21 protein-coding genes are annotated in these 24,008 nt (G+C 52.5%); 18 read left to right on the forward strand and 3 right to left on the reverse strand.

Annotated features, from left to right (window positions below; translation table 11 throughout):
• The first annotated feature begins 31 nt into the window (after window positions 1-31).
• The 6 genes from M6D89_RS03210 (at window position 32) to M6D89_RS03235 (ending at window position 6,002) form a co-directional block, all read left to right on the forward strand.
• Window positions 32-319: a hypothetical protein gene (locus M6D89_RS03210; protein ID WP_253966587.1), complete on the forward strand. Its 288-nt coding sequence runs from the start codon at window positions 32-34 to the stop codon at window positions 317-319.
• Between the two features lie 64 nt (window positions 320-383).
• Window positions 384-929 carry a PH domain-containing protein gene (locus tag M6D89_RS03215; protein ID WP_253966588.1) on the forward strand — a complete coding sequence of 182 codons (546 nt, stop codon included), beginning with the start codon at window positions 384-386 and terminating at the stop codon, window positions 927-929.
• Window positions 916-2,418, forward strand: coding sequence for a PH domain-containing protein (locus M6D89_RS03220; RefSeq protein WP_253966589.1), 1,503 nt, complete (start codon window positions 916-918; stop codon window positions 2,416-2,418). The genes M6D89_RS03215 and M6D89_RS03220 overlap by 14 nt, the downstream gene beginning before the upstream one ends.
• 930 nt (window positions 2,419-3,348) lie before the next feature.
• On the forward strand, window positions 3,349-4,104 hold the full coding sequence (locus M6D89_RS03225; protein ID WP_253966590.1) for a hypothetical protein: 756 nt from the start codon (window positions 3,349-3,351) through the stop codon (window positions 4,102-4,104).
• A gap of 846 nt (window positions 4,105-4,950) precedes the next feature.
• Window positions 4,951-5,406 carry a DUF6998 domain-containing protein gene (locus M6D89_RS03230; RefSeq protein ID WP_253966591.1) on the forward strand — a complete coding sequence of 152 codons (456 nt, stop codon included), beginning with the start codon at window positions 4,951-4,953 and terminating at the stop codon, window positions 5,404-5,406.
• 98 nt (window positions 5,407-5,504) lie between these two features.
• Window positions 5,505-6,002, forward strand: coding sequence for a hypothetical protein (locus M6D89_RS03235; protein WP_253966592.1), 498 nt, complete (start codon window positions 5,505-5,507; stop codon window positions 6,000-6,002).
• A 3-nt stretch (window positions 6,003-6,005) separates the two neighbouring features.
• On the opposite strand, the gene M6D89_RS03240 is transcribed toward M6D89_RS03235, so the two are convergent.
• Window positions 6,006-7,508, reverse strand: a complete 1,503-nt coding sequence (locus tag M6D89_RS03240; RefSeq protein ID WP_253966593.1) for a hypothetical protein — start codon at window positions 7,506-7,508, stop codon at window positions 6,006-6,008.
• A 605-nt stretch (window positions 7,509-8,113) separates the two neighbouring features.
• Window positions 8,114-9,811 carry a DEAD/DEAH box helicase gene (locus M6D89_RS03245; RefSeq protein WP_253966594.1) on the reverse strand — a complete coding sequence of 566 codons (1,698 nt, stop codon included), beginning with the start codon at window positions 9,809-9,811 and terminating at the stop codon, window positions 8,114-8,116.
• A 786-nt stretch (window positions 9,812-10,597) separates the two neighbouring features.
• Here M6D89_RS03245 and M6D89_RS03250 point away from each other — a divergent pair.
• From M6D89_RS03250 to M6D89_RS03260, 3 genes are all read left to right on the forward strand, one after another.
• Window positions 10,598-11,443 (forward strand): phage antirepressor KilAC domain-containing protein, encoded by an 846-nt coding sequence (locus M6D89_RS03250; protein WP_253966595.1) that lies wholly within the window; start codon window positions 10,598-10,600, stop codon window positions 11,441-11,443.
• Between the two features lie 13 nt (window positions 11,444-11,456).
• A complete protein-coding gene (locus M6D89_RS03255) occupies window positions 11,457-11,849 on the forward strand; it encodes an HIT family protein (RefSeq protein ID WP_253966596.1) in 393 nt (130 codons plus the stop codon).
• A gap of 255 nt (window positions 11,850-12,104) precedes the next feature.
• The gene (locus M6D89_RS03260; protein WP_253966597.1) at window positions 12,105-12,308 is read left to right on the forward strand and encodes a hypothetical protein; all 204 of its coding nucleotides are present in this window, start codon (window positions 12,105-12,107) and stop codon (window positions 12,306-12,308) included.
• Between the two features lie 62 nt (window positions 12,309-12,370).
• Here M6D89_RS03260 and M6D89_RS03265 read toward each other — a convergent pair whose 3' ends face one another.
• Window positions 12,371-12,658, reverse strand: a complete 288-nt coding sequence (locus tag M6D89_RS03265; protein WP_253966598.1) for a hypothetical protein — start codon at window positions 12,656-12,658, stop codon at window positions 12,371-12,373.
• 698 nt (window positions 12,659-13,356) lie between these two features.
• On the opposite strand from M6D89_RS03265, the gene M6D89_RS03270 reads away from it, so the two are divergent.
• From M6D89_RS03270 to fliJ, 9 genes are all read left to right on the forward strand, one after another.
• Window positions 13,357-14,799 (forward strand): sigma-54 dependent transcriptional regulator, encoded by a 1,443-nt coding sequence (locus tag M6D89_RS03270; RefSeq protein ID WP_253966599.1) that lies wholly within the window; start codon window positions 13,357-13,359, stop codon window positions 14,797-14,799.
• A 221-nt stretch (window positions 14,800-15,020) separates the two neighbouring features.
• Window positions 15,021-16,241: a sensor histidine kinase gene (locus tag M6D89_RS03275; protein WP_253966600.1), complete on the forward strand. Its 1,221-nt coding sequence runs from the start codon at window positions 15,021-15,023 to the stop codon at window positions 16,239-16,241.
• A gap of 35 nt (window positions 16,242-16,276) precedes the next feature.
• Window positions 16,277-17,734, forward strand: a complete 1,458-nt coding sequence (locus M6D89_RS03280; protein WP_253966601.1) for a sigma-54-dependent transcriptional regulator — start codon at window positions 16,277-16,279, stop codon at window positions 17,732-17,734.
• Window positions 17,735-17,955: 221 nt separating this feature from the next.
• Window positions 17,956-18,321 (forward strand): flagellar hook-basal body complex protein FliE, encoded by a 366-nt coding sequence (fliE, locus tag M6D89_RS03285; RefSeq protein ID WP_253966602.1) that lies wholly within the window; start codon window positions 17,956-17,958, stop codon window positions 18,319-18,321.
• Between the two features lie 20 nt (window positions 18,322-18,341).
• Window positions 18,342-20,036, forward strand: coding sequence for a flagellar basal-body MS-ring/collar protein FliF (gene fliF / locus M6D89_RS03290; RefSeq protein WP_253966603.1), 1,695 nt, complete (start codon window positions 18,342-18,344; stop codon window positions 20,034-20,036).
• A 5-nt stretch (window positions 20,037-20,041) separates the two neighbouring features.
• Window positions 20,042-21,064, forward strand: coding sequence for a flagellar motor switch protein FliG (fliG, locus tag M6D89_RS03295; protein ID WP_336297533.1), 1,023 nt, complete (start codon window positions 20,042-20,044; stop codon window positions 21,062-21,064).
• 14 nt (window positions 21,065-21,078) lie between these two features.
• A complete protein-coding gene (locus M6D89_RS03300) occupies window positions 21,079-22,131 on the forward strand; it encodes a FliH/SctL family protein (protein ID WP_253966604.1) in 1,053 nt (350 codons plus the stop codon).
• The gene (gene fliI / locus M6D89_RS03305; protein WP_253966605.1) at window positions 22,128-23,510 is read left to right on the forward strand and encodes a flagellar protein export ATPase FliI; all 1,383 of its coding nucleotides are present in this window, start codon (window positions 22,128-22,130) and stop codon (window positions 23,508-23,510) included. Before M6D89_RS03300 ends, fliI begins: the two co-directional genes overlap by 4 nt.
• Window positions 23,511-23,513: 3 nt before the next feature.
• Complete coding sequence (gene fliJ, locus M6D89_RS03310) at window positions 23,514-23,957, forward strand: flagellar export protein FliJ (protein WP_253966606.1); 444 nt, start codon at window positions 23,514-23,516, stop codon at window positions 23,955-23,957.
• Window positions 23,958-24,008: the final 51 nt, after the last annotated feature.

Here is a 24,008-nt window from a genome sequence, read left to right on the forward strand (position 1 = left end):
CTTCTGACATCAGACATCTCTTGAGGTTTTTATGTTTATATTCTCCGCCGATGCCACGGCGCGCAAAGACATTGACGAAGACGTAAAAGAGGGCCAGAAAGTGCCTTTTATTGTCTATATCCACTTTGCCGATATGTTCGGTGCCGAGCAGTTATGTAAGGTTTATCTGATGCGCGCGGGCTTTACCGATATTCAAATTCACAATCGCAAAACCGTAGCGCCTTCACTGTTGCAAGACGAGCGAGTGCTGGCCGCCGATAAAGCCATGAGTGAAGCGGTGGATGGCGGCTATCATATTCAAATGTTTGACGATTTTTAGCCGGGTTCTAGCACCACGCAATTCTGTTAATATAGGCTTATAAAAATCATCACGGATTGAGATTATGAGCCTGCATGACCCGGTGATTAGCACCGATCAACTCCCCCCTTTAGACAATGAACCCTGGACCCCGATTGAGCGCGCCTACCGCTCGGTGCTGCGCTGGATGGTGTTTATCTGGTGCGCTATTCCCCTTATCGGTTTAGGGGGTGTTATCTGGTTTAACCTCGATCACTTACGTTTTCCCGCGCAAATAGCGGCTGGTGTTGTGGTTGCACTTGGGCTGTTTTTAATGGGGGTGTGGGTACCACGCCGGGTGGCCCATACCCAGTACTTATTACGCGAGCTGGACATACACAAACGCACGGGCTTTTGGTGGCATAAAACCACCTCGGCGGGGCATAACCGTATTCAGCATATCGAAGTCATCCAAGGCCCGATTGAGCGCCTGTATGGTCTTAGCCAATTAGTGTTGTATACCGCCGGTGGTTTTCAGTCGGACGTTCGTATTCCCGGCCTGAAAACCGACGAAGCGCATCGCTTAAAACAGTATCTAACCCAGCGCATTGTCAGCGAAGAGCCAGCGGAGAGCGACAATGCCACGGCCTGAAGACGATCGCTTGCATTGGCGCCGGGTGTCTCCGGTGGCGATGATCTACTTCGCCCTAAAAATGCTTCCCGCACTGGGGCAAATGTGGCCCGCGCTGATTCCGCTTTTTGCCGGTGGCGAGGAAATACGTCAGATTTTTTGGGTATGGGGTATACCCGCGGCGTTATTACTCTTGTCGATGGGGGTGGTGCTCTACTGGTGGTTTTTCAGTTTTGCAATTGAGGATAATCGTCTGACATTGCGCAGCGGCGTCTTTAATCGCAAACGCCTCAGCCTGGACTTTGAGCGTGTCCAACAGGCTGATATTGCCGACCCGTTTTATTTTCGCCCCTTTAAACTGGTTACCCTGGGGCTGGAAAGTGCGGGCTCGGCGCAGCAAGAGGTGGATGTACCGGGTATTCCCGTGGCTCTGGCTGAATCCCTGCGCCATACCATTTTGGAAAAACAGGTCCAGACTAAGCCAGCCACGGAAACTGAGGTTCACGCTGCAACGTCTGCGGCCGATTATCGCTTAAGCCTGGGGCCGGCTGAGATCGCGCGCTACGGCTTAATGCACAACACGCTTTTGTATCTGGCGCCTTTGGCCGCGCCCTTTGGTCAACACCTGGGGCCGCTGTTTGAAAGCTGGTTGGTCAGTTTAGAGTCTTCCCAGGTCTACTCAGCCTTTAACTGGTTGAGCGCTAACCTGGCGGTCTCGGTTACCTTAGTGTTGGCGGTGTTTGCGGTGCTGGTGGGCACCTCTGTGTTGTTTGGGTTGTCTGTGCTCTTGGCCTTTGTGCGCTACTGGGGTTACACCCTCACGCGCGTCGACGATCGCTATCAGAGCCGCGCCGGTTTAACCACGGTACGGACCCGAGGGTTTAAAATCCATAAGCTGCAGAAAGTGACCTTAGTGCAGGGCGTCATCGCCAAGCTGTTAAAACGCTATACGGTTTCTATCAGCAAAGCCGGGGGCATAGCGGGGCAGTCGCCCCAAGCGCAGGATAAAAATTTTACCGTACCCGTACTGGACGAGCTTAACTGGCTATTGCTGCGCGGCGAATTGAAACTGCCCAAACCCGAATGGACACGGGTTCACCCCTTTAGCTGGCGTTTTCCCTGCGCGATATGCAGTCTCATTATTGTGTTAAGCGCCCTTGCCGCCAGTTTTAAACTAGGCGCTGTGGCTTTTACGGGGTTGCTGGGCTTAGTGCCTTTGTTGCTAATCGGACGGCGGCTATGGCGGCAAAAAGGCTACTTCTACAACGGCGAGTGGCTAGCCTGGCGTCGTGGGTTTATCGGCTTTTCCGAGCAGTGGTTACCGGTGGGGAAGTTGCAGAAAATCCAGTTGGCCCAGTCTCCGCTTAAGCGTTTGGTGGGGTTGTGTGATTTGCAGGTGTGGAGCGCCGATGGGCGGGTGACTTTGGTTTGTTTGCCAAAGGGCGAGGCGCAGCGGTTGCGGGATGGGCTTTTGACTGGGGTGGTGATGTATAAGAAGCCTTGGTTTTAAGGCTTTTAAAAAGGGGAGATGGGGTCGCCCGTTGGGCGAGTTTTTTTGTGCCCGAGTCGCCGGGCGTGGCGAGTTACTTTTCTGTTGTGTGGGCAACAGAAACCTAACGAAAAGAGAAGCCCACCCCGGTTCGCGGCCCTGGCGGGTTCCCTCACTCCAATCGATTTTAGGAGGCCGTATCGACAGCGCGTCCTTGCGCTGGCGATACTTGCGCAAACGTCCTGTTTGCTTTCCCCCTAAAATCGATCTCCGTTCGGCTCGCTCTCAGGGGCCCCGGGGGTGCCATTCTGGTGGTCAGGCAGATATGGCTCATCCGATTCCGTTTATCCTATAGCAGGTAATCATTTTTTCGTCGAACTTCAGACGTCCGACATCAGACGTTAACCCGTTGCCAAACGGGTCAACTTATGGCACTCTTTTCATTAAGTGTTTTGTGGGCTTAATTCGGCTTGTTTAACCCGAATTAAGCCCACAGCAGGGCCAGCGGAAAGGTAGGGTAAACAGTGCATCGGGACTGATGTGCGGGCACTTCTCCCTTCTGTTTTGAATATTCTCCATATTTCTTTTTGGCCCATTGTGACATGCCATGACTATTGGTCTTTGGTGGTCAAAACTAGTGCGACCAAGCAAAGTAAGCTGACTCACTTTGCTTTCCAGTTTCGTTAATGCTACTGGAATGAATGCGATAGTATTCGGATGCTGAAAGCGTAAAGCTAACGTTATCAAACAGAATCGACACATCGCCAGTGTGGAAGTAAGACGGCTTCGTTATAAACCAAAATAAATTCGTCAAATGGCCGGTAACTTAAGAGGTAGCAGAAGGTTGAAAGCACTTTTTAAAAATTTTCTTGGTAGGAAATGTTGCCAGGCGTATTTTTCAATTTGCATATTAATAAACTGATAGTTGCTTATTTCCAGCGGGGGTTTGCAATGAATCCAAAGTTATTTTTTGATTCAATTAAGGAAAAGCACGATAGATACTTCATAGAATATTACCCTCCAATGCACGGTTTTCTATTTGCAAACCTCCAAATCACTTACATGTATGATATCAAGCTGCATCAAATGAAGGCTGACATGGAGGAGCTTGCCAAAAAATGGGTGAAAAGGTATCCAGTATCGCTAATGGTTTCTGCTTTCGATGATCATGGCAGATTGATTAGTTTTAGTGGCGGAGCTGGTGAGAGCTACTTAATAGCACTTAAAGTAGATGGCTCATTTGATTTGCTTTGGAAATCTGTTCCCGACAGCTCATTTCCAACAGAAGTTCTGGATGCTGATTACTTACTTTCTGTTTACAAGGATATTAATTTTAGAACTCAGGAAGAGATAAGGCAATCAGCGCAAGAATCGCTTAAGCCCATGCGTAGGCTAAAGTTTCTTATTTTGATCTGGGCTGTTTTTATACCTGCGCTCATTGCAGTGCTGGAATTCTTTAGCCCTACTTGGGTTGCACTAATAGCCTTGGCATATAGCCTTTGGCAGGCTTATCAAAAGTATTTGATTATGACTGGCCGCAAAGTAAAGAAAGATGCCGAGATTGAAAAAGAGAAGGAAAAACAAAGAATGGAGCACCATCATTACCATTGCGAGCTAAATCCCGATGGGTTTGTCCGCTTGAGGAATGAAAACTTCAAGGCAGATGCTAAGTATAGAACGAGGAAGGAATACGATGCACTGTCTTAGAACAACGAACAAAAAGTTGTTGGATATAGCCCGCACTGCTCCGCTAACGCGGCGGGCTATGGGCTCGTATTCGCTCGCTCCAATAGAAAAACGTTAAGCAGGGAGGCATGCCATCATAGCATTATATTTCTTGTTAACATCTTTGCTCTATTTGTGGAGTTATAGCCTGCTCTGTAAAGCTCATCCGGATGAGGCAAAAGAACTAGCGCTTTGAGATTGTCAGTGGTATTTCTCGAAAACAAAGTCTTTGTATCTGGGATGGCTTATATGTGGGCATTATGTTCCTCTTTTTCGAGGCACTGGCTACAGGTGGTTCTTCGAGATAGTGCGAATTCTAGTGGTCACGAGCCTCATTTTTACCATATACCACTTGATAAGTTTGTTGCCGCGCTATGTTTAGAGCCAGTAGGCGTATGTAAAATTTATCCCTTGAAATGCCCAGCCAAGCGGCTGGTTACTCAAATTATTTTGTTAATGTATGATGAAAAAGTACTTAATAGCACTCGCTTTCTCTGTAGGCACCGTGGTTGCGATTTTATTCAGTTTTGAGTTTAGAGATTTTCAAACCACGGATAAATGTGTCGATTTGGGGGGTAGAGTTTTGTATTCGGGATTCTGCGAGTTCGTAGGTGGAAGTGTTCGAGCTCTAGAGCTTAACAAAATTGAGCTTTCTTCAGTTCTATTTGCGGGTGTTATTGTCTGCAATGTTATAGGTTTTTGTGTTTACGCTATTGGCGCTAGACTTATCAAAGTAACTGGATAATGTTATCGCGTGCTGAAGAGCCCGGCTGGAATAACATTAGACGCATGCCTTACACGACTCCAATATTACGGTGTTAAGTGCCTATGATCGACCACGAGAGATTTCGGGCCTTGGTGAAGGATCTTTATGCCACGGTCAACGAGTTGGAGAGTATGTTTCCGGGCAGGCACTTTACACCGGATGGTCATATGGTCGGAAGTTTAGGGGAATGCTTAGTGGCTGATGCCTACGACTTGAAGCTTATGACAGCATCCAACAAAGGCTATGATGCTGTGACGGAAACCGGTTTGGAGGTAGAGATTAAGGCGACACAATCTAATACCGTTGCTTTCCGAAGTCAGCCTCAGCATGCGATCATCATAAAGATCATGTGTGACGGTACGTTCGAAGAAATCTATAACGGACCTGGGGCCCTTGTTTGGGAGCTGTTTTCGGGTAAACGGCTGCCGAGTAATGGTCAGTTTCAGGTATCTCTCAGCAAACTCCGTCAACTTAACCAAACTGTGGCTGAAGCGGATCAGGTGCCCAGAGCTTTATAGTAAGCAATATACACGTCAGCACTGTTTAGCGAATGGTATGACTGTGCAGCGTAAATTAGATGCTTTTTTTGTGAAAAACAAGCGTAGTGACTTTAGCTATGAATCGGAAAACCTGTATTTGTTTCATTTGGGTGCTTAGCGCGCCCCGAATTCTAGCTTGTGAGCTCATAGCTCCCGTTGTTATTCCCCCATCAACACTGGATGGCGATTTTCATTACATTTACCCCGATTACCAAAAAGAGTTGGAAAACTCTGTTCGCACTGAAAAAGATGTGGCGGTCGTGAAAGTCCTTAACGATTCCTTATCAGAGTCCAAGTTTGGGCAACAGGTTGCTGTGGCTACTTTGGAGTTGCTGCATGGCTGGGGATACCAATCCAGTCGTTATATGCCTTATAAGAGAGAAGAGTCCACTTGCGGAAAGCCCCAAAAGATTATCAGTTCAAAGTGGCATGTAGCAATTTTTCGTTACACCGACGTTTATGCCTTAATTCCCTATGATGCCGTGGAAAAGCAGATCAAGTCGCGCGGTAAGCCTGATTATGTATATTCTGCCATTGGTTTGATCAGGAGGCAGCGCGGTGATCATACGCATTAGCTGTTAGGCGCTGTTAAGATCTGTAGCTTCAGTAAGCGGGTTTAATAAGGCAATCAGCTCCGCTTTGGCTTGTTTTTTCGAGGCCAAATCGGTAGATGCGCTGGCGTTTGTTAGAAGGCGTATAGCATCAACGGTGTCGATGCTTTGTCGCTCGTCCCGTTGCTCGTCAATAAGATTTCCTTCGCTCCAGGTTTGCTGAGAATTTTGGATGCTGGTTAAACGTTGTATTGAGGCGTTATCGATTTTCTCATTCTTCCAGGTTTGCTGGCTGACTATTTGTATCGACTCATCAACTTTGTGCCATTTAAAGTTTTCTCGGGCTAAATCGATATTTTCAAGGTGCGGTAGCGAGGTAAAGTACGCGGCCTCAAGGTCAATGTTTTGTGTTTGAGTTATGGATGTGGTCCCGTTTTCTGTTTCAGTGTGGGTAACTTGACCGATGCTAAGCAAACGAATACCCGAGTATTTGTCGTGATGCTCGTTGCGGCGAGATGGGTAGTCTACCTTGCCTTTAAAGTCGAGCTGATAGTCGGGTAGGCCCGTTAATAATGCTGAACCTTTTTCTGGTTGTGCCGATGGTGCCTGGTTGTTTGAAACGTTAAACAGCGATAGGGCATTGAGCAAGGCCTTGGTGTCAGATGATTCGGCTCGTCCTTTGTCTAAATATTCAAGTAGAGTTTCGCGTAGGCGTGATAGATCTTGCTGGTTGCTTTCTCCCGGTTGAATGGCGAGATTGAGTGATCGACCATTCCAGGCCAGATTAAACTCGGTACCTAGGGTGTTACGTGAGTAATCAAGTGACAAGGTCTTTTGATCGGCCGTTTTTAAACTCAGCTGTATAGACTCAATCTCAGTTAATTGCGAGAGGTTTAAATGGCTTATATCAGGCTCGCCACCTGCGGCAAAGTTGGTCGCAAAAGTGCCTAAGTTTTTGCTCAGTGTTTGCAGCTCGGCTTGTTCTTCTTCGGTTAATTCGGCATCAGACCAAAACTGCACATCCATACTGCGAAATGCGACCAGGTTTTCGCTAGATTTTTCAAGACCTGAATGGGCGTTAATCGAGAAGGTAACTTTCGTCCCGCTTGCCAGAGTGGCCGAAAAAGACATTCCTCCCAATGATGACCGGCTGATTACCTGCGGTTCGGTATTTCCCTCGGTGCGAGGCGTCAGTCGGGTTGTAGCGTTTTGTTCGATAGAGCGGTATTGGCTGATTTGTCCAAGCCCACCAGCGAGAGCTTGCCAGCTGCGGGCGTCTGGTAGTTGGTTTAACGCTCCCTCAAGTGTCTTATCCCAATTGCTACCGCTGGTTGGAGGCTCTACTTTAGTAACTCGTTCGGTAGGTACGGGGCGTGTAAAAGCCGGCTCCGGCGCGGTTGTAGTACGTGAAATCTGCGGGGTTTCGGCTTCGGCCTGAAGGCTCGGTTTACTGGTGTCTGGCAAAGCGGCAGCACTGAGCGGAGTGCCGCTGGGAGTTGTTGCAGTCCGTGAAAGTCCATTGATGTCCATACGTCACATTTGCTCTGTTCGTACCCTTTTAGTCATTATCGGCTGTGATTGTCGTCGCTTTAGGTGTTTTTTGCGGCATGATTATGAAGGGGGGAGGAAAATAGAGGAGTGTGTGAAATAAGATGAAGATATCTGTCTAACCACCAGAATGGCACACCCGAGGCTCCTGCGAATGCGCCGAACGAAGGCGTGTTTTTGTGGGTAAGCACGCAGGAGGAGAGGTGAATGCCGGAGGCAGAGAGGCCGGCCTGGGCCGCGCGTGCGCAAGAATCGCCAGGACAGGGAGGTCTTGTCGATACGGCCCTCAAAAATAGGCCGTAGAGAGGGACCCGTTAGGGCCATTCGCGGGGTGGGCTGTTGAGGTGAAGGGATTCACAAATGCAGCGGGCGCAGGGACAAGGTGAATGCCGAAGGCAGAGAGGGCGGCCTAGGCCGGGCGCAGGACCTGCCTTTTCGTTAGGTTTCTGTTGCCCAAACAACAGAAAAGTAACTCGCTACGCCCGGCGATGCGAGCCTATAAAAAAGCCGTTAATTTATTAACGCCCAATAAAAACCGCCACAGCAGTCTCCTGCTGTGGCGGTATATTGATTACCCGTCGGTAGGTTTAGGCTTTACGCTTACGCGGCTTAGCCTTCCCTTTATCCCCACCTTTACGCATAGGCCCGCGGTCTTCACTCAGTGACAACTGCTGACCACGCACGTGCAGCGAGGCAATTTTCTTCGCCTGTGCTGGGGCCAGGTCTTCGGGCAGGTCGAGAGTGGCGAAGCTGTCGAACAGTTTAATCTGGCCGATGCTGCGGCCTTTTAAACCGGCTTCGTTGGCGATGGCGCCGACGATATCGCCTGGGCGGGCGCCGTGGTTACGGCCCACTTCAATGCGGTAGCGTTTCATGCCTTCTTCCGGGCCACGGTTGCTGCGACGTGGGCGTTCGCCACGCTCGCCGCGATCACGGCTGCGCTCGCGCTCGGGTTTGATGTCGGCGAATTTAACCTGTAGCGGACGGTTCTTTTGCAGCAGGTAGGCCAGAGCGGTGGCAATGGCTTCCGGCTCCAGGTCGTTTTCGCGGCTGTATTTGGCCAGCAGCTCTTCGAAAAAGCTCATGTCTTCTTCGCTGTTGACCACGTCGGTAATCTGCTGCAAGAACTGGTCAATACGTGCGGCACTGACGGTGTCGCCGCTGGGCAGTTTCATGGCTTCAATACGCTGGCCGGTGGCTTTCTCGATTGAGTAAAGCAGACGCTTTTCGCGCGGGGCGACAAACAAGATGGCTTTGCCCGAGCGACCGGCGCGGCCGGTGCGGCCAATGCGGTGTACGTAGGCTTCGCTGTCGTAAGGAATGTCGTAGTTAATCACGTGGCTGACGCGCTCAACGTCAATGCCGCGGGCGGCTACGTCGGTGGCGATCAGAATATCCAGCGATTTGTTTTTTAAGCGCTCAATGGTACGTTCTCGCAGCGCCTGGTTCATGTCGCCGTTAATGGCGGCGGCGCTGTAGCCACGGGCTTCGAGCTTTTCGGCAAGCTCGACGGTGGCGGTTTTGGTACGCACGAACATGATGATGCCGTCGAAAGGTTCAACTTCCAGAATGCGGGTTAGGGCGTCCAGTTTGTTGGTGCCGCTGACCATCCAGTAGGCCTGCTCGATGTTGCTGCCAGTGGTGCTTTCGCGGGCCACTTTAATCTCTTCGGGCGAGCGCAGGTAGGTGTTGGCAACACGGCGGATTTCTTTGGGCATGGTGGCCGAAAACAGCGCGGTTTGGCGGCTCTCGGGGGTGTGCTCCATAATCCAGGTTACGTCGTCAATAAAGCCCATACGCAGCATTTCGTCGGCTTCGTCCAGCACCATGGCTTTCAGGTTAGACAAATCCAGACTGTTGCGGCGCAAGTGGTCCATAACCCGGCCGGGTGTGCCTACCACAACCTGAGCGCCGCGCTTTAACTGGCGTAGCTGGCCGCGCATATCCTGGCCGCCGTAAATGGGCAGTACGTGAAAGTTGTTCAGCTCGCTGGCGTAGCTTTGAAAGGCTTCGGCCACCTGAATAGCCAGTTCGCGGGTCGGGGCCAACACCAGTACTTGGGTATCGGAGCTTTGGGTGTCAATGCTGGAAAGCAGGGGCAGGGCAAAAGCGGCGGTTTTACCGGTACCGGTTTGTGCCAGGCCGACAATATCTTTACCGTCCAGCAGCGCGGGAATGGCGCGTGCCTGAATCGGTGAGGGGGTTTCGTAGCCAATTTTAGAAATGGCGTTAAGAACGGGCTGAGACAGGTTCAGCTCGGAAAAAGCAATATTTTCTGATGACATGAATACATCCAATTGTGGCGCGGGGCGCCGATTGCAAAATGGCGTAATGCGTACGCCGCGAGTCGGAGATTGACTCAAACAGACAGGTCAGGGCGCCAAAGCGCCGGCAACAATCACAGGTTTACCGCAGTGCCCGCAGGCCGCTGCTTTCAGGTATCTAATTCAGGCGGGGAAATACATAACCGCTTGAGGCATACGCTGGAGTAAATCTCCATCAGTATTTGCCTCATAGCACGGTGCGCAAATGGCGCGGGTCTCGAACGGAGCTCTTAGGGCTCTTGTGAGGCTTTCACTGAGGGCGCGGAGTATAGGGTATTGTTTAACCTTTGGCCAGTACTTTCGAGTGAATATTTTATCGACACTAGGAAACAAAACGCTGAAATTGGCATTTCTCGTCCATATGCCCGTGTCGCCGGGCGTGGCGAGTTACTTTTTTCGGCAAAAAGTAACCAAAAACCTCGCCCAACAACTGACCCCTTCGGGGGCCCCTCACTCCAGCCTATTTTAGCGGGCCGTATCGACAGGCCTTCCTTGGCCTGACGATACTTGCGCAAACCTCCTGTTTGCTTACCCCTAAAATAGGCTTCCGTTCGGCTCAGTTGTAAACGGGCGAAAAACCCAGTTGGTTCCACGCTGTTTGACTTGTATTAAAGTTGAGCAGTCCGGATGCGTATGATTGGTGGTGAGGGAGTGTCTGGCAAAAAATGAGGACCATTTCTCGTTTGTTGGTGAAGATTATAGCGAGCGGTAGTGTGCTAATCTTGCACAAAAGTAACGGGCGGGCGTATGAGCAGGGAACCACAGCAAAAGCATCTATCCACCACGGCCCTGGCTAAGGTGATTGGCAAAGACAGCAAAGAGCTGTTTATTTTGCTGGCCAATAGCGGTTGGATTATTAAAACGGACGGCCAGTGGCATTTAACCGAAAAGGGCCGTTTTGAGGGCGGTAGCTACGCCAATCATCCTAAGTATGGCGAGTATATTGTCTGGCCCGAAAGCCTGAAAAGTCACCCGGTGATGGGCTTGCTGCCAGAGGCGCCTTTAAGTGCGCGCAATTTATCCTTTAAGCTGGGGCTGCCAGCTCGGTTGGTCAATATGCTACTGGCCGAGCGCGGCTGGATTGAAAAGTATGTGCACGGCTGGCTGGCCACCGAAGCGGGTAAAGCGCTGGGCGCGCAGCAGCATACCAGCGATACCAGCGGTATTCCCTTTGTTACTTGGCCCGAAACCCTGCTAGATAACCCCGCCTTGCAGCAAAGCGCCCGCGCCCTCAAACCGGCGGCGGCCGATTGTCTGGACGGCCATGGCGCGGGCGAGGGCGGTTTGGGCTTTATCGATAATTGGCTTTATGTCACAGGCTTGCAGCACGCGCGCGAGTACCCTTTGGCGTTAAGTGTGGGCCAGTACCGGGGCGAGTCGGTCATGGTGGATTTTTATTTGCCCCAGCAGCGGGTGGCGATTGTTTATTGGCCCGCCGACCCCAAGCCCGGCAAGTTGGCGGCAACGCTTGATTTGCGCGAAAAACTTAAGGCCGCCCACTGTCCGGTGATTGAATTGGAGCAGTCGCAGCTGGATAATTTGGATGAAATTTTAGCGCGTGAGCTGATGAAGCTTGGCGTCGCGGTTTATTAATGTAGAGGTTTTTATGGCAAGTGTATTCAGCAAAATCATCGCCGGCGAACTGCCCGGACATTTTGTCTACCAAGATGATCTGGCGGTGGCCATTATGACCATCGCGCCGTTAAAAGACGGCCATGTACTGGTGATTCCCCGTGAGGAAATCGACCACTGGTACGACCTGCCCGCCGAGACTCTGGCGCACTTAACCGTGATTAGCCAAAAGGTGGCAAAGGCGCTGCAAAAAGCCTTTCCCGCGACCCGCGTGGGAATGATGATCGCGGGGTTGGAAGTGCCCCATACTCACCTGCACTTGGTGCCTATGGACGAGATGAGCGAGCTGGATTTTTCCAACGCCAAGCCCGCAGAAGGTGATGTGCTGGCCGCTCAGGCCGAGAAGATTAAGGCGGAGTTGGAGTAACGAGAAAGAAGATGGATAAGGCTCCGCTCCACGCAGAGCAGTGATGGGCGTTCGAGCCGGAAACCTTACCTTGCACCTGAGGCCGTGACCATAAACTGGCGATTACGCGAATAAAAACTGGTTTTATAGGGCTCGCATGCTTGTAGATCCAAGGTGGTAAGCCTGTCTGGCGCGAATCCATACAATAATTTCAATCACTAGAACGATGCAAATAAGAGAATTAAATTTCGGCGGCTTTACAGGAAAGAGGTTTAGATGAAAATTGTTGTAAGTAGTATGAGCGCGGCGTTCCTATCACTAGCCGCCTGTGGTCCCGCTCCGAACGAAGCGTCAAAAACGCATGAAGAAAAAGGTGCGTTTGAATCTTACACAGAGACTCAAAAAGAAACCTTGGACAAGGCTAAATCCCTTCGGGACGAGATGGAAAAGGTCAATGAAGAGCGTTTAAAAGACCTTTAGCTCTATACCTCCCCATACAAAAAGCCCCGCCTGAGCGGGGCTCGACCTTTCGGCAAGAATGATTAACTGTTCAGCTTTTTGAATTCGCGGATGGTTTTGTTAAATGCATCGGCGTAGGCGCGCAGCTCGTCTTCGGCTTTGCGTACTTCTGAGGAGCTCATGCCGGCGCACGACAGATATTCTTCGGTCGCTTTAACATAAGCTTTTACTTCATTGTTTGACTTAACCATCTGCGCGGTTACGGCAGTGGTTGGGTCGGGAATGGCGGGCTTGTTTTGCGGCTTATCACAGGCCAAAGCTGGTGCGGCTAAAACAGACAGTACGGTGGCGGCAAACAATGATTTTTTCATAACTCGTTCCATAAATTAAAAAGTCATCAGGCCGTCTTTTGAACAGCCCCTGGGCAGTTGATGTCTGAGTAGTGTGATCTGCGTCTCAAACTGGCGGTTATTTTGCCATCAAAAATTCCGCTGTAAAGCGCCATTACTAATCAATTCGCTATCAATGTGGCGCAAAAACTAACATTTGGTTATGCTTATAGGCTCTAAAAATAAAGTTCTGATATTTCGTAACGGTATTATGGCGTTTAAGGCAGTGGGGTCGTGAAAATCGAAATCTAGACATTATTTTGACGAGCTTTTTATTGTTTTAATGGATGTCTAAGAAGACGCGGGGGGCTCAAAACGGCCATCCATTGTCGTCGCATACTATGGATATAGCTAAGGTCCCTGCGCCAAAAGTGTTAGGATTGCCCTTTCTGCTAAAGACGATGGCCGTTGCCGCTGAAGAGTGCCTTAGGCCAAGGGGACAGTTCAAATAACGAACATTCAGGAGCCTTCCTTTTGCGGTTAAAGGGCGTGATTTGAACTCACGTAGGGACAATTGAGAATAACCGAGAGTTTACTCGATCTTCTAACGTCTCTTCTGTCAAAAGTTTGACATCCTGAGCAAGGCAAGCTATTTCTATAGCAACGACAAAAAAACGTCGGTTTCGCTGGGTGAGTTTGCCTACCCAGCGGCCAGGCGTTGTGAGTTTTGGGGACGAGGTATGTACCACAACAATAAAGTGTTGATTTTAGAAGAAGATGCCCAAAGAATCGCCGAATTGGGTACGGTATTTCGGTTTTTGGGTGAAGAGCCCGAATTTTACGGTCCCACCGAGCTAGACACTTTACTAAGCCTGCCACCCGCTGATGCTTTTGCCACGTTAATGCTAGTCAGTACAGACTTGGCCGGTTGGGGTGAAGCTCTGGTCGAGCGCTTACATCGTTGGAATGACGAGTTGGCCTTAGCAACCTTGGGGGGCGAGCGTTGCGAGGTAAACAATTTTAGCCCAGAACTGCGAATCAAAGTGATTGGCGCCCTGGAAACGCCTGTGGCTTACAACCCCTTAATGGACTTGCTGCACCGCGCGCGGGTATACAGCGCTGCGCAAAATGCCAATAAAAAGCGTGCCCAGCGCCGTCCCGTGCATTTGTTTCGCTCTCTGGTGGGTACCAGTCGCGAAGTGAGCGACGTGCGCGAGATGATGGGGCAGGTGGCCGATAAAGACGTATCGGTGCTCATAACCGGTGAGTCGGGTACTGGTAAAGAAGTGGTGGCACGCAACCTTCACTACCATTCCCCCCGCCGCGATAAGCCCTTTGTACCGGTTAACTGTGGCGCCATCCCCGCCGAGCTGCTGGAAAGCGAGCTATTTGGCCACGAAAAAGGTGCCTTTACCGGCGCGATTACTGCCCGAGCCGGTCGATTTGAGCTGGCCGAAGGCGGCACGTTGTTTTTGGATGAAATCGGGGATATGCCTCTTAACATGCAGGTGAAAATCCTGCGGGTTTTGCAAGAGAAATGCTACGAGCGAGTGGGCAGCAACAAAACCGTTATGTCGGATGTGCGCATAATCGCCGCCACTCACCGCGATTTAGAAGCGATGATCACCGAGGGCAGCTTTCGCGAGGACTTGTTCTACCGCTTAAATGTGTTCCCTATTGAGCTGCCTCCGCTTAAAGACCGCGCCGAGGATATCCCACTGCTGATTAACGAACTGGTTTCGCGGATGGAAAGCGAGGACCGGGGCTCCATCCGATTTAATTCCGCCGCTATTTTGTCCCTGTGCCGTCACGCCTGGTCGGGGAATATTCGCGAGTTAGCTAACCTGGTTGAGCGGATGGCAATCATGCATCCCTACGGAGTGATTGGGGTCTCTGACTTACCCGTTAAATACCGCCACGTGGATTATCAAGAGGAAAGCTTTCTTACCGACGATGAAACGCCAGTCGCGACCAATGGCACGACGGTCGTGAGCATGAATGACACGCCGCTGTTGCCGGATCAGGGGATAGACCTGCGCGAATATCTTACCCGCCTGGAGAAAGACTTGATCCAGCAGGCGCTTAACGATTGCGGTGGAGTGGTGGCCCGGGCGGCCGATAAGCTGTCGATTCGTCGCACCACTTTGGTAGAGAAAATGCGCAAGTACGAACTCCAGCGTTAGTCGGTTAATCGCATGAGCGGTGAATGCTGGGCATTTCCGGCATTCACCGTGGCTTTTTAATTTTTGCCAATTCGCCAAAATATTGGCTTCTTTTTTCTTCCCCCTCTCTAACCTTTTGAAAATAAAAGAATAATTTCTTTGGCATTAGCCTTGCAGTAACCCTCTTAAATCTCGAAATTCGCGCCGTTGCTGACAAAGTATCGGCGCATAAAGGTATAGGCATGGTGCAAGAGGCAAAGGTTCAGTCATTTCCCGCAAACCCTAAAAGCCGTGGTGAAGCCCAGGATAAGGCCGAGGCCTTAGCCGATGCCTTTGCGCTTTTTTCGGAAATGTCCGAGCAGCTGACCGAATCTTATCAACAACTGGAGCAGCGAGTCAGCGACCTTAATGAAGAGCTGAACGCCGAAACCGAGCAGCGTTTAAAAGAGTTGGCCGAAAAGGAGCGTATCGCTCACCGCTTGGAAGAATTGCTAAATGTTTTGCCGGGCGGGGTAGTGGTGCTGGATTACAGCGGTCGAGTGCGCGACTGTAACCCCGCCGCCATTGATCTGTTGGGCGAGCCACTTGAAGGCGAGCTGTGGCGCGAGGTCATTACCCGCAACTTTGCCCCGCGCGGTGACGATGGGCATGAAGTTTCTTTGCGCGATGGTCGCCGTATTAGCTTGGCCACTCGCAGTTTGGGTGGCGATGGACAAATCATTCTGTTAACCGATCAAACCGAAACCCGTCGCTTGCAAGGTGAGCTGGCCCGCCACGAGCGTTTATCCGCACTGGGGCAAATGCTGTCGGCGCTGGCCCACCAAATTCGCACGCCCTTATCAGCGGCGTTGTTGTACGCCGGCCATTTGCAACGCGAAGAGCTAGCGCCGCAAAAACGTCAGGTGTTTGCTGAAAAAGTCTCTAAGCGTTTGCTCCATATGGAGCGCCAGGTGCAGGACATGCTGCTGTTCGTTAAAGGTGATATGCCTATTAACGATGTGATGGGTGTTGATGAGTTGGCGCGCGAACTGGCCGAAGCCATGGAAGTGCCGGTCGAAACCTCGGGCAGTCGTGTGATGTGGGACATTGAGGAGACTGACGCTCAGCTTGCCTGCAATCGCGACGCCTTGATTAGCGCCTTACTGAACCTAGTGAACAATTCTATTCAGGCGGTGGGGCAAAAGGCCGAGATTCAAATTGGTATTAGCACTCACACGGTCGCGGATAAACGCTGGCTGGCGATTGAGGTGGACGATAAAGGCCCGGGTATTCCCGAATCGCTGCTGCCCCAGCTGGGCGAGCTGTTTGTCACCACCAAATCTCAGGGGACGGGGCTGGGGCTAGCGGTGGTTCATGCGGTAGCCAAGTCTCACGGTGGTCGCTTTACCTTGCGCTCGACCGAGGGTAAGGGCACTCAAGCTATTTTGTTATTGCCTTGTTTGGCAATCGAAACTCAACAATAAGCCCGCAGGGCGTCGAAAACACAACAGGTAGACACATGGTTAATGCAGCTTATGCTCAGTCGGTAACACCGCAGGAATCTCAGGCACGGGTTTTGGTGGTTGAGGACGATCCGGATTTGCGCGAAGCTCTGGTGGATACTTTGATGCTGGCCGACTATGAGGTCGGTGAGGCCTGTAGTGCGGAAGAGGCTTTACTCAATCTTAAGAAAGATGCTAACTACGCGTTGATTGTCTCGGATGTGAATATGGGCAATCTAAGCGGCTATGATTTGCTGCGTCAGGTGCGCGCCGACTACCCCCATATTCCCATGGTGCTGATTACCGCTTACGCCAGTATTTCCGACTCGGTCGCGGCGATAAAAGAGGGCGCGGTGGACTATTTAGTTAAACCCTTCGAGCCCGACGCTTTGCTGGACGTGGTGGGCCGTCACGCGGGAGTAAAGGGCGCCCATACCGAAGAGCCCATCGCCGAGGCTGCCTCTAGCCAGAAACTGTTGCAGTTGGCTCGCCGGGTGGCGCAGTCCGAATCCACCGTACTGGTGGTGGGTGAATCCGGTACCGGTAAAGAGGTATTGGCCCGTTATATCCACGACCAGTCGAACCGGCGCGATCAACCGTTTGTAGCGATTAACTGCGCGGCGATTCCCGAAAACATGCTAGAGGCTACCTTGTTTGGCCATGAAAAAGGGGCCTACACCGGGGCTCACACCAGCGCACCGGGTAAGTTTGAACAGGCCAATGGCGGCACCTTATTGCTGGATGAAATTTCGGAAATGGACGTGGGCTTGCAAGCAAAACTTTTGCGGGTGCTACAGGAAAAAGAAGTGGAGCGTTTGGGCGGGCGTAAAACCATTGCTTTGGATGTGCGGGTTATTGCGACCTCAAACCGCGATATGCGCGAGGCGGTGGTCGCCGGTCGCTTCCGCGAAGACTTGTATTTTCGTCTGAGTATTCTTCCATTGCAGTGGGCGCCGTTGCGTGATCGCCCGGAAGACATTGTGCCTTTAGCGGAAAAATTACTCGCCAAACATGCGCGCAAGCAAAAGCGCGGCAGGGTACACCTGGCCGGTTGCGCTCACCGGGCGTTAACGGCATACCCCTGGCCTGGCAATGTGCGCGAGCTGGACAATATTATGCAGCGGGCGTTGATATTGCAGCCGGGGCGGACCATCCGCGCCGACGACTTGGGTCTGACCGCAGAAGCCGCGTTTAGCGAAAAGCCCAGCTTGCTGCAGACGGACTTTACCACGACGCCCGCCGCCAGTGGCGACTTTATGACGGCTGTCAGTGGCAATAGCGAACCGGCGTCGGTTGATGAAAGCCCGGCCCTGGGCTCAGATTTAAAGCAACGCGAGTTTGAAATTATTCGCGAGACCCTTCTGGCGGTAAAAGGTAGCCGCAAGCAAACCGCTGAACGCCTGGGTATTAGCGCTCGCACTTTGCGGTATAAAATCGCGCGGTTAAAAGATGAGGGGTATCATCTGGATATTTAAACGCCGAATTGTAACAAGCGCGCAGTAAAAGCCGCCGCAAAACAATTTGCGGCGGCTTTTTTATCTGTGCACAGACGCTGGTGGGATGAATCCTGCCGGCGGCAAAAGATCACCTGCGGCAAACTCTGGCCTGGTTTGTGCAGTATTCCACCTAAAGGCATTTAATCCGTTAAATCGCCAAAAAAACGACGTTTTTTATCGAAAATTAAAGTGGCCAGATTATGAGCAACCGGGTCGATATCAATAACCTGCTGACTGAAATGCGGTCGTTAAAGTCTCAAACGCAGGCGTTCCAGAAGCCGCAGGCACTGAATGAGCTAAACCCCACCGATCAGGTTAATCGGGTTGATAAAACCGAAGAGGTTCCGGGCTTTGGCGATGTTATGGCCCAGGCGGTGAATAAGGTCAACGATGTTCAGCAAACCGCCGGCGACATGGCGGAGGCCTATCAGCGCGGCGAACCCAACGTGGACATTACCGATGTAATGGTGGCATCGCAAAAAGCCAGTGTCTCTTTCGAGGCGGCGGTGCAAGTGCGCAATAAGCTGGTAGAAGCCTACCGCGATGTAATGAATATGCCGATTTAAGGCTAATGGAGTAATACACCATGGCAGAAGCGCAGACCCCCGATCTCGGCTCGCAAGAACGGGAAAAAGCACCTCGCAGTAGCAGCGACCTTGTTGAGGGTTTCAGCAACTTGCCGCTATTGCGCCAAGTGGGTTTGATGATCGGTCTGGCCGCGTCGGTGGCCATTGGTTTTTATGTGGTGCTCTGGAGTCAGGGCGAAGACTACAAGCCGCTTTACGGCAGTTTGGATCGCCTGGATTCGTCGCAGGTGGTGGAAATTCTCGAGCAAAATCAAATTCCCTACAAAATAGAGCCCTCTACCGGCGCGCTTTTGGTGACCAGTGAACAGCTGCATACCGCCCGTTTAAAACTGGCCGAAATGGGCATTGGCAATAATCAGTCGGTGGGGTTTGAGCTGCTGGAGAAAGAGCAGCCCTTGGGCACCAGCCAGTTTATCGAAAGTGCCCGCTACCACCGCAGTCTCGAGGGAGAGCTGGCACGCACCGTAACCAGCATTCACACGGTGCGCTCGGCACGGGTACATCTGGCGATTCCCAAGCGCAGCGTGTTTGTGCGCGATGCCCGCAAACCCACGGCGTCAGTGTTTGTTGAAGTTTATCCCGGGCGCGAGGTGGAGCCCCGCCAGGTAAAAGCCATTGCCAACCTGGTTGCCTCGAGTATCAGCGAACTCAAAAATGAAGACGTTACCGTGATTGATCAGCACGGGAATTTACTCTCGGCCGGTGAAGAGGCGCCCGAGCTGATATTGGCCGATAAGCAGCGTCAGTACACCGCCAATTTAGAAGAGGGGCTGCTTAATCGCGTCAACAGCATTTTGCAGCCCGTGATTGGCGCGGGGAACTTTCGCGCCGAAGTCAGCGCCGATGTCGACTTTACCGCGGTAGAACAGGCCGAAGAGCTTTACAGCGACGAAAACCCGGTGCTGCGTAGCGAGCAGTCGCACATGGAAACTAAAACCGGAGATACCCAAATTGGCGGTATTCCGGGGGCGTTGACCAATCAACCTCCCGCCGAGGCTGAGGCGCCCGAGCAAGTACTGGCCGATGGCGAGCAAGCCGAGGCGGTGCCTCAACACCGTCGCGAACAGGTAACCAAAAACTATGAAGTGGACCGGGTGATCAGCTATACCCGTCGCCAACAGGGCAATCTGGAGCGACTCAGCGTAGCTGTGGTGGTCGATGACAAACTGGTGCCCGGCCCCGAGGGCGAACCAGTGCGCGAGGCCTGGACCGCCGCTGAGTTGGAGCGCCTGACCATGCTGGTGCGCGATGCGGTGGGTTTTTCGGCCGCCCGCGGCGACAGTGTAAATGTGGTCAATTCGGCCTTTATGGCGCGTGACACTGGGCTGAGCGAGCCAGTTGAACGTCCCTGGTGGCAGCAGGAATGGCTGCAGCCTTTTGTTAAACCGCTGGTGGGTTTTCTGTTAGTCTTGGCACTTATCTTTGGGCTTTTGCGTCCGGTGCTTAAAACCATTGCCAAATCCGGCGCCGATGAAGCCGAAGACGAAGAGTCGCGCCAATTAGAAGCGTTAGAAGCGGCTGGGTTGGGCGGCGATGTATCCGCCGACTCGGTCACCTTAACTGGCGGCGCCATGGCATTACCTGGCCCCGAAGAGGGCTACGAGCAACAATTAAACGCGATTAAAGGCTTAATTGCCGAAGACCCCGGCCGCGTGGCGCAGGTGGTTAAATCCTGGATAAACAAAGACGAGTAAGCACTGTGGCCGATAATAACGAATCCAAAGCCCTCACTAGCATGACCCACGTGGATCAGGCGGCGATTTTGCTTATGTCGCTGGGCGAACGCGATGCGGCCGAAGTACTGAAGCATATGGGTCCTAAAGAGGTTCAGCGAATTGGCGCGGCCATGTCGGGTTTGTCCAACGTGCAGCAGGCGGATGTGCAATCGGTTATGCAGCATTTTTTGGAAGATGCCCGCACCCTGACCGGCTTGGGGTTGGGCGCCGATAATTACATTCGCAATATGCTGGTAACCGCGCTGGGTGAAGACAAGGCCAGCTCTCTCGCCGATCGCATTTTGATGGGCGGCAATACCACCGGTTTGGATACTCTAAAGTGGATGGATGCGCGCTCCATTGCCGATGTTATTCGCAACGAACACCCGCAAATTCAGGCGATTGTGGTGGCGTATCTGGATGCCGATCAATCGGCCGAAGTATTGACTTTTTTTACCGAAAAAGTCCGTATCGATATCATGATGCGTGTGGCATCACTGGACACGGTGCAGCCCAGTGCCCTGCAAGAACTTAACGATATTTTAGAGAAGCAGTTTAGCGGTAAAGGCGGTTCGCAAACCAAAGCCATGGGCGGCTATAAAGTCGCGGCTGAAATTATGAACCACCTGGATGGCGGCATCGAAACCGAACTGATGGATGCGATTAAAGAAGTCGACGAGGATATGGGCAATCAGATTCAGGATCTGATGTTTGTGTTTGAAAACCTTAAAGACGTCGACGACCGCGGCATTCAGATGCTGCTGCGAGAAGTGTCCTCTGAAGTACTTATTGTCGCGCTTAAGGGCGCCGATGGTGAGCTGCAAGATAAAATCTTTAAGAATATGTCTAAGCGCGCGGCCGAACTATTGCGCGATGATCTGGAAGTGAAGGGGCCAGTGCGCATATCCGAAGTGGAAGCGGCGCAAAAAGAAATTCTGACCACCGCGCGCCGAATGGCGGATGCCGGTGAAATCGCGCTGGGTGGCAGCGGCGAGCAAATGGTTTAACGGGTACCAGAATTATGGGTGAGAAGCCCCGTTCCAACAGAATACCGGCGGTTCATGCCGACGAATGGCGATCCTGGGCCATGCCCTCGATTGACGATGATGGCCAGGTTGTTAACGCGGAGAAGAAAGCGCAAAAACCGGCGGACGAAAGCTGCGAAAGCGTGGAAGATGTCGATATCGATGAGTTGCCCCAGGGCGGACTAAGCGCCGAAGAGTTCGAGGCGATTGTTCGCGAGGCCGAGCTAGAGGGCTTTGCCAAAGGCCGCGAAGAGGGCTTTAAAAGTGGTCACGATGATGGCTACGAGGCCGGTCAACACAAAGGCGCTTTGGAGATGCGTCAGCAACTGGTTGCCGAGCAACAAAAGTTTCAGGCCTTGGCCGAGGCCTTGATGGCGCCTATCGATACTCAGGATGAAAAGCTGGAAGGCTTGTTACTCGCGACCATCACGCGTTTGGCCCGCGCGGTGGTGAACCGTGAACTCGCTCAGCAGCCTGTCGATATTTTGCCTGTGGTGCGCGAGGCCATTGGCGCCTTACCTGCCGGAGACGCGCATATTAATGTTCATTTGAACCCGAGCGATCTTGAAGCGGTAGAGCAATATTGCCGCGAGCAGAACCTGTCATGGCAGTTTCAATCTGATTCGGCAATGACGGCGGGCGGGGTTAAAGTCAGTACCCGTGACAGTCACGTGGATTACTCCATGGAAAAGCGATTGGATGAGGTGATTGCCCGCTACCTGTCGCAGCAAGACGTCGATGAGAGCACCTCGGACGAGCAGCTGCTAAGCGAAATGGCTCACAATGAACTGCCAGAGCCAGAGCCAGAGCCAGAGCCAGAGCCAGAGCCAGAGCCAGAGCCAGAGCCAACGACTCAGACAAGCGCCAACGCCGACGAGGCTCCAGCTCGCGAACCGCACGACGCCCAGCCCAGACCGGATTACAGTCCTGAGCCAGGCAACAGCCCTGAGCTAAATAAAAGCCCTGAGCTAAAAGAAAATCCTGAACCCAACGAAACCTCTGAGCAAGAGAAAGAAACCAATCTCCAAGCGCACGAGCCCAAACCATGAGCTCGCGTCGCGATTTATGGTACCGCTTGCGGCCCTATTTGCCCGACCCCGAACCGCTCCGGCCCGAAGCCGAGGGCAAGCTAGTGCGCTCGGTGGGGCTGACCCTTGAGGCCGTGGGGCTGAATGTGTCGGTTGGCCGTCAGTGTGCGGTGTGTTCCCGCGACGGTCGCCGGGTTGAGGCCGAAGTGGTCGGGTTTGCCGGTTCCAGTATTTACTTAATGCCTGTCAAACGGGTAGAGGGGTTAGAACCCGGTGCTCGGGTTATTCCTTTGGCGCATACCGATGCAATGCGTATTGGATTACAGACCCTGGGGCGCGTCGTTAATGGTTTGGGGCAGCCGCTGGATGGGTTAGGACCCTTGCAGGGCAGTGAGTTTCTGGACGCGATGCCGCGCGACATTAACCCTCTAAACCGCCACCCGATTAACGAGCCCCTTGATGTAGGCATTCGCGCCATTAACGCCTTGGTGACAGTGGGGCGCGGCCAGCGTATGGGGTTGTTTGCCGGTAGCGGCGTGGGTAAAAGCGTGCTGATGGGCATGATGACCAAATACACCACTGCCGATGTGGTGGTGGTGGGGCTGGTGGGCGAGCGGGGCCGCGAGGTTAAAGAGTTTATTGATCATATTCTGGGGCCCGACGGGATGAGCCGGGCGGTTGTGGTGGCATCCCCAGCCGACGATGCGCCGCTGATGCGGTTGCGTGCCTCGCAACTGGCCAGTCGAATTGCGGAGTTCTATCGCGACCAGGGGTTGAACGTCCTCTTGCTGATGGATTCGCTCACCCGCTTTGCTCAGGCCCAGAGGGAAATTTCTCTGGCGATTGGCGAGCCACCGGCAACCAAAGGGTACCCGCCCTCGGTGTTCGCCAAAATTCCCGAGCTAGTCGAGCGCGCCGGTAATGCCGCTGAGGGTGAGGGCTCAATTACCGCGTTCTATACCGTGTTAACCGAAGGGGACGACCTGCAAGATCCCATAGCCGACTCGGCGCGGGCGATCCTGGATGGCCATATAGTTTTATCCCGGACCTTGGCAGAAGAGGGTATCTACCCGGCGATCGATGTCGAGGCATCCATTAGCCGCGCCATGCCCAATATTGTTGCCGAGGATCACTTAAAGCTGATGCAGGGCTTTAAGCAAATGTTGTCGCGTTACAATCAAAACCGCGATTTGATTGCCATTGGGGCTTATAGTCCGGGCTCCGACCCGGTTACCGATGAGGCTATTGAACGCTTTCCCAAGCTGCGCGCTTTTATTCAGCAGGGTTTAAAAGAGTCGGTGCATTTGCCCGAGTCGCTGCAGAACCTGCGCGCGGTGATCAATCCGCCCCAGCAAAACAAAGTACAAAGCCCGCTGGCGGCCGCGCACAAAAAGGGATAATAAGTGGCGGTCAAACGGTCACAGCGCATGGCGGTGGTGTTGATGCTGGCCGAGCGTCATGAACAAGAGGCTGCTGATTATTTAACGCAACACAAGGAGCGAGTCGATCAGCAGCAGGCCCAGTATGACGAGCTGATGCAATACCGCGAGACCTATGTGGCGCGCTATCAAAGTGAGCAAGGGCAACTGGCGCCCCAGGATTTAGTCCGCTACAGCCAGTTTATTCAACATTTAGCCGGTGCCATTAAAGAGCAGGAGCAGGCCTTGGAATTGCTGAACACTCAATTGGCCAAGTTGCGGCAACATTGGCATGGGCAGCATCTGCGGCGCAAGGCCATTGCGGATTTGCTTGATCGTTTAAAACGCGGAGAAGACCAAGCTGCCGAAAAACAGTTGCAAAAGCAGCTGGATGAAATGGCTCAGGCCGCCAGCCGTGCCAAACTTTAGGTTTTCTGGCGCGGGAGCCTCTGATCAAGTCCCCGGTGGTCTCTGCGCGAG

It is taken from the genome of Gilvimarinus xylanilyticus (assembly GCF_024195295.1).
Taxonomy (GTDB): domain Bacteria; phylum Pseudomonadota; class Gammaproteobacteria; order Pseudomonadales; family Cellvibrionaceae; genus Gilvimarinus; species Gilvimarinus xylanilyticus.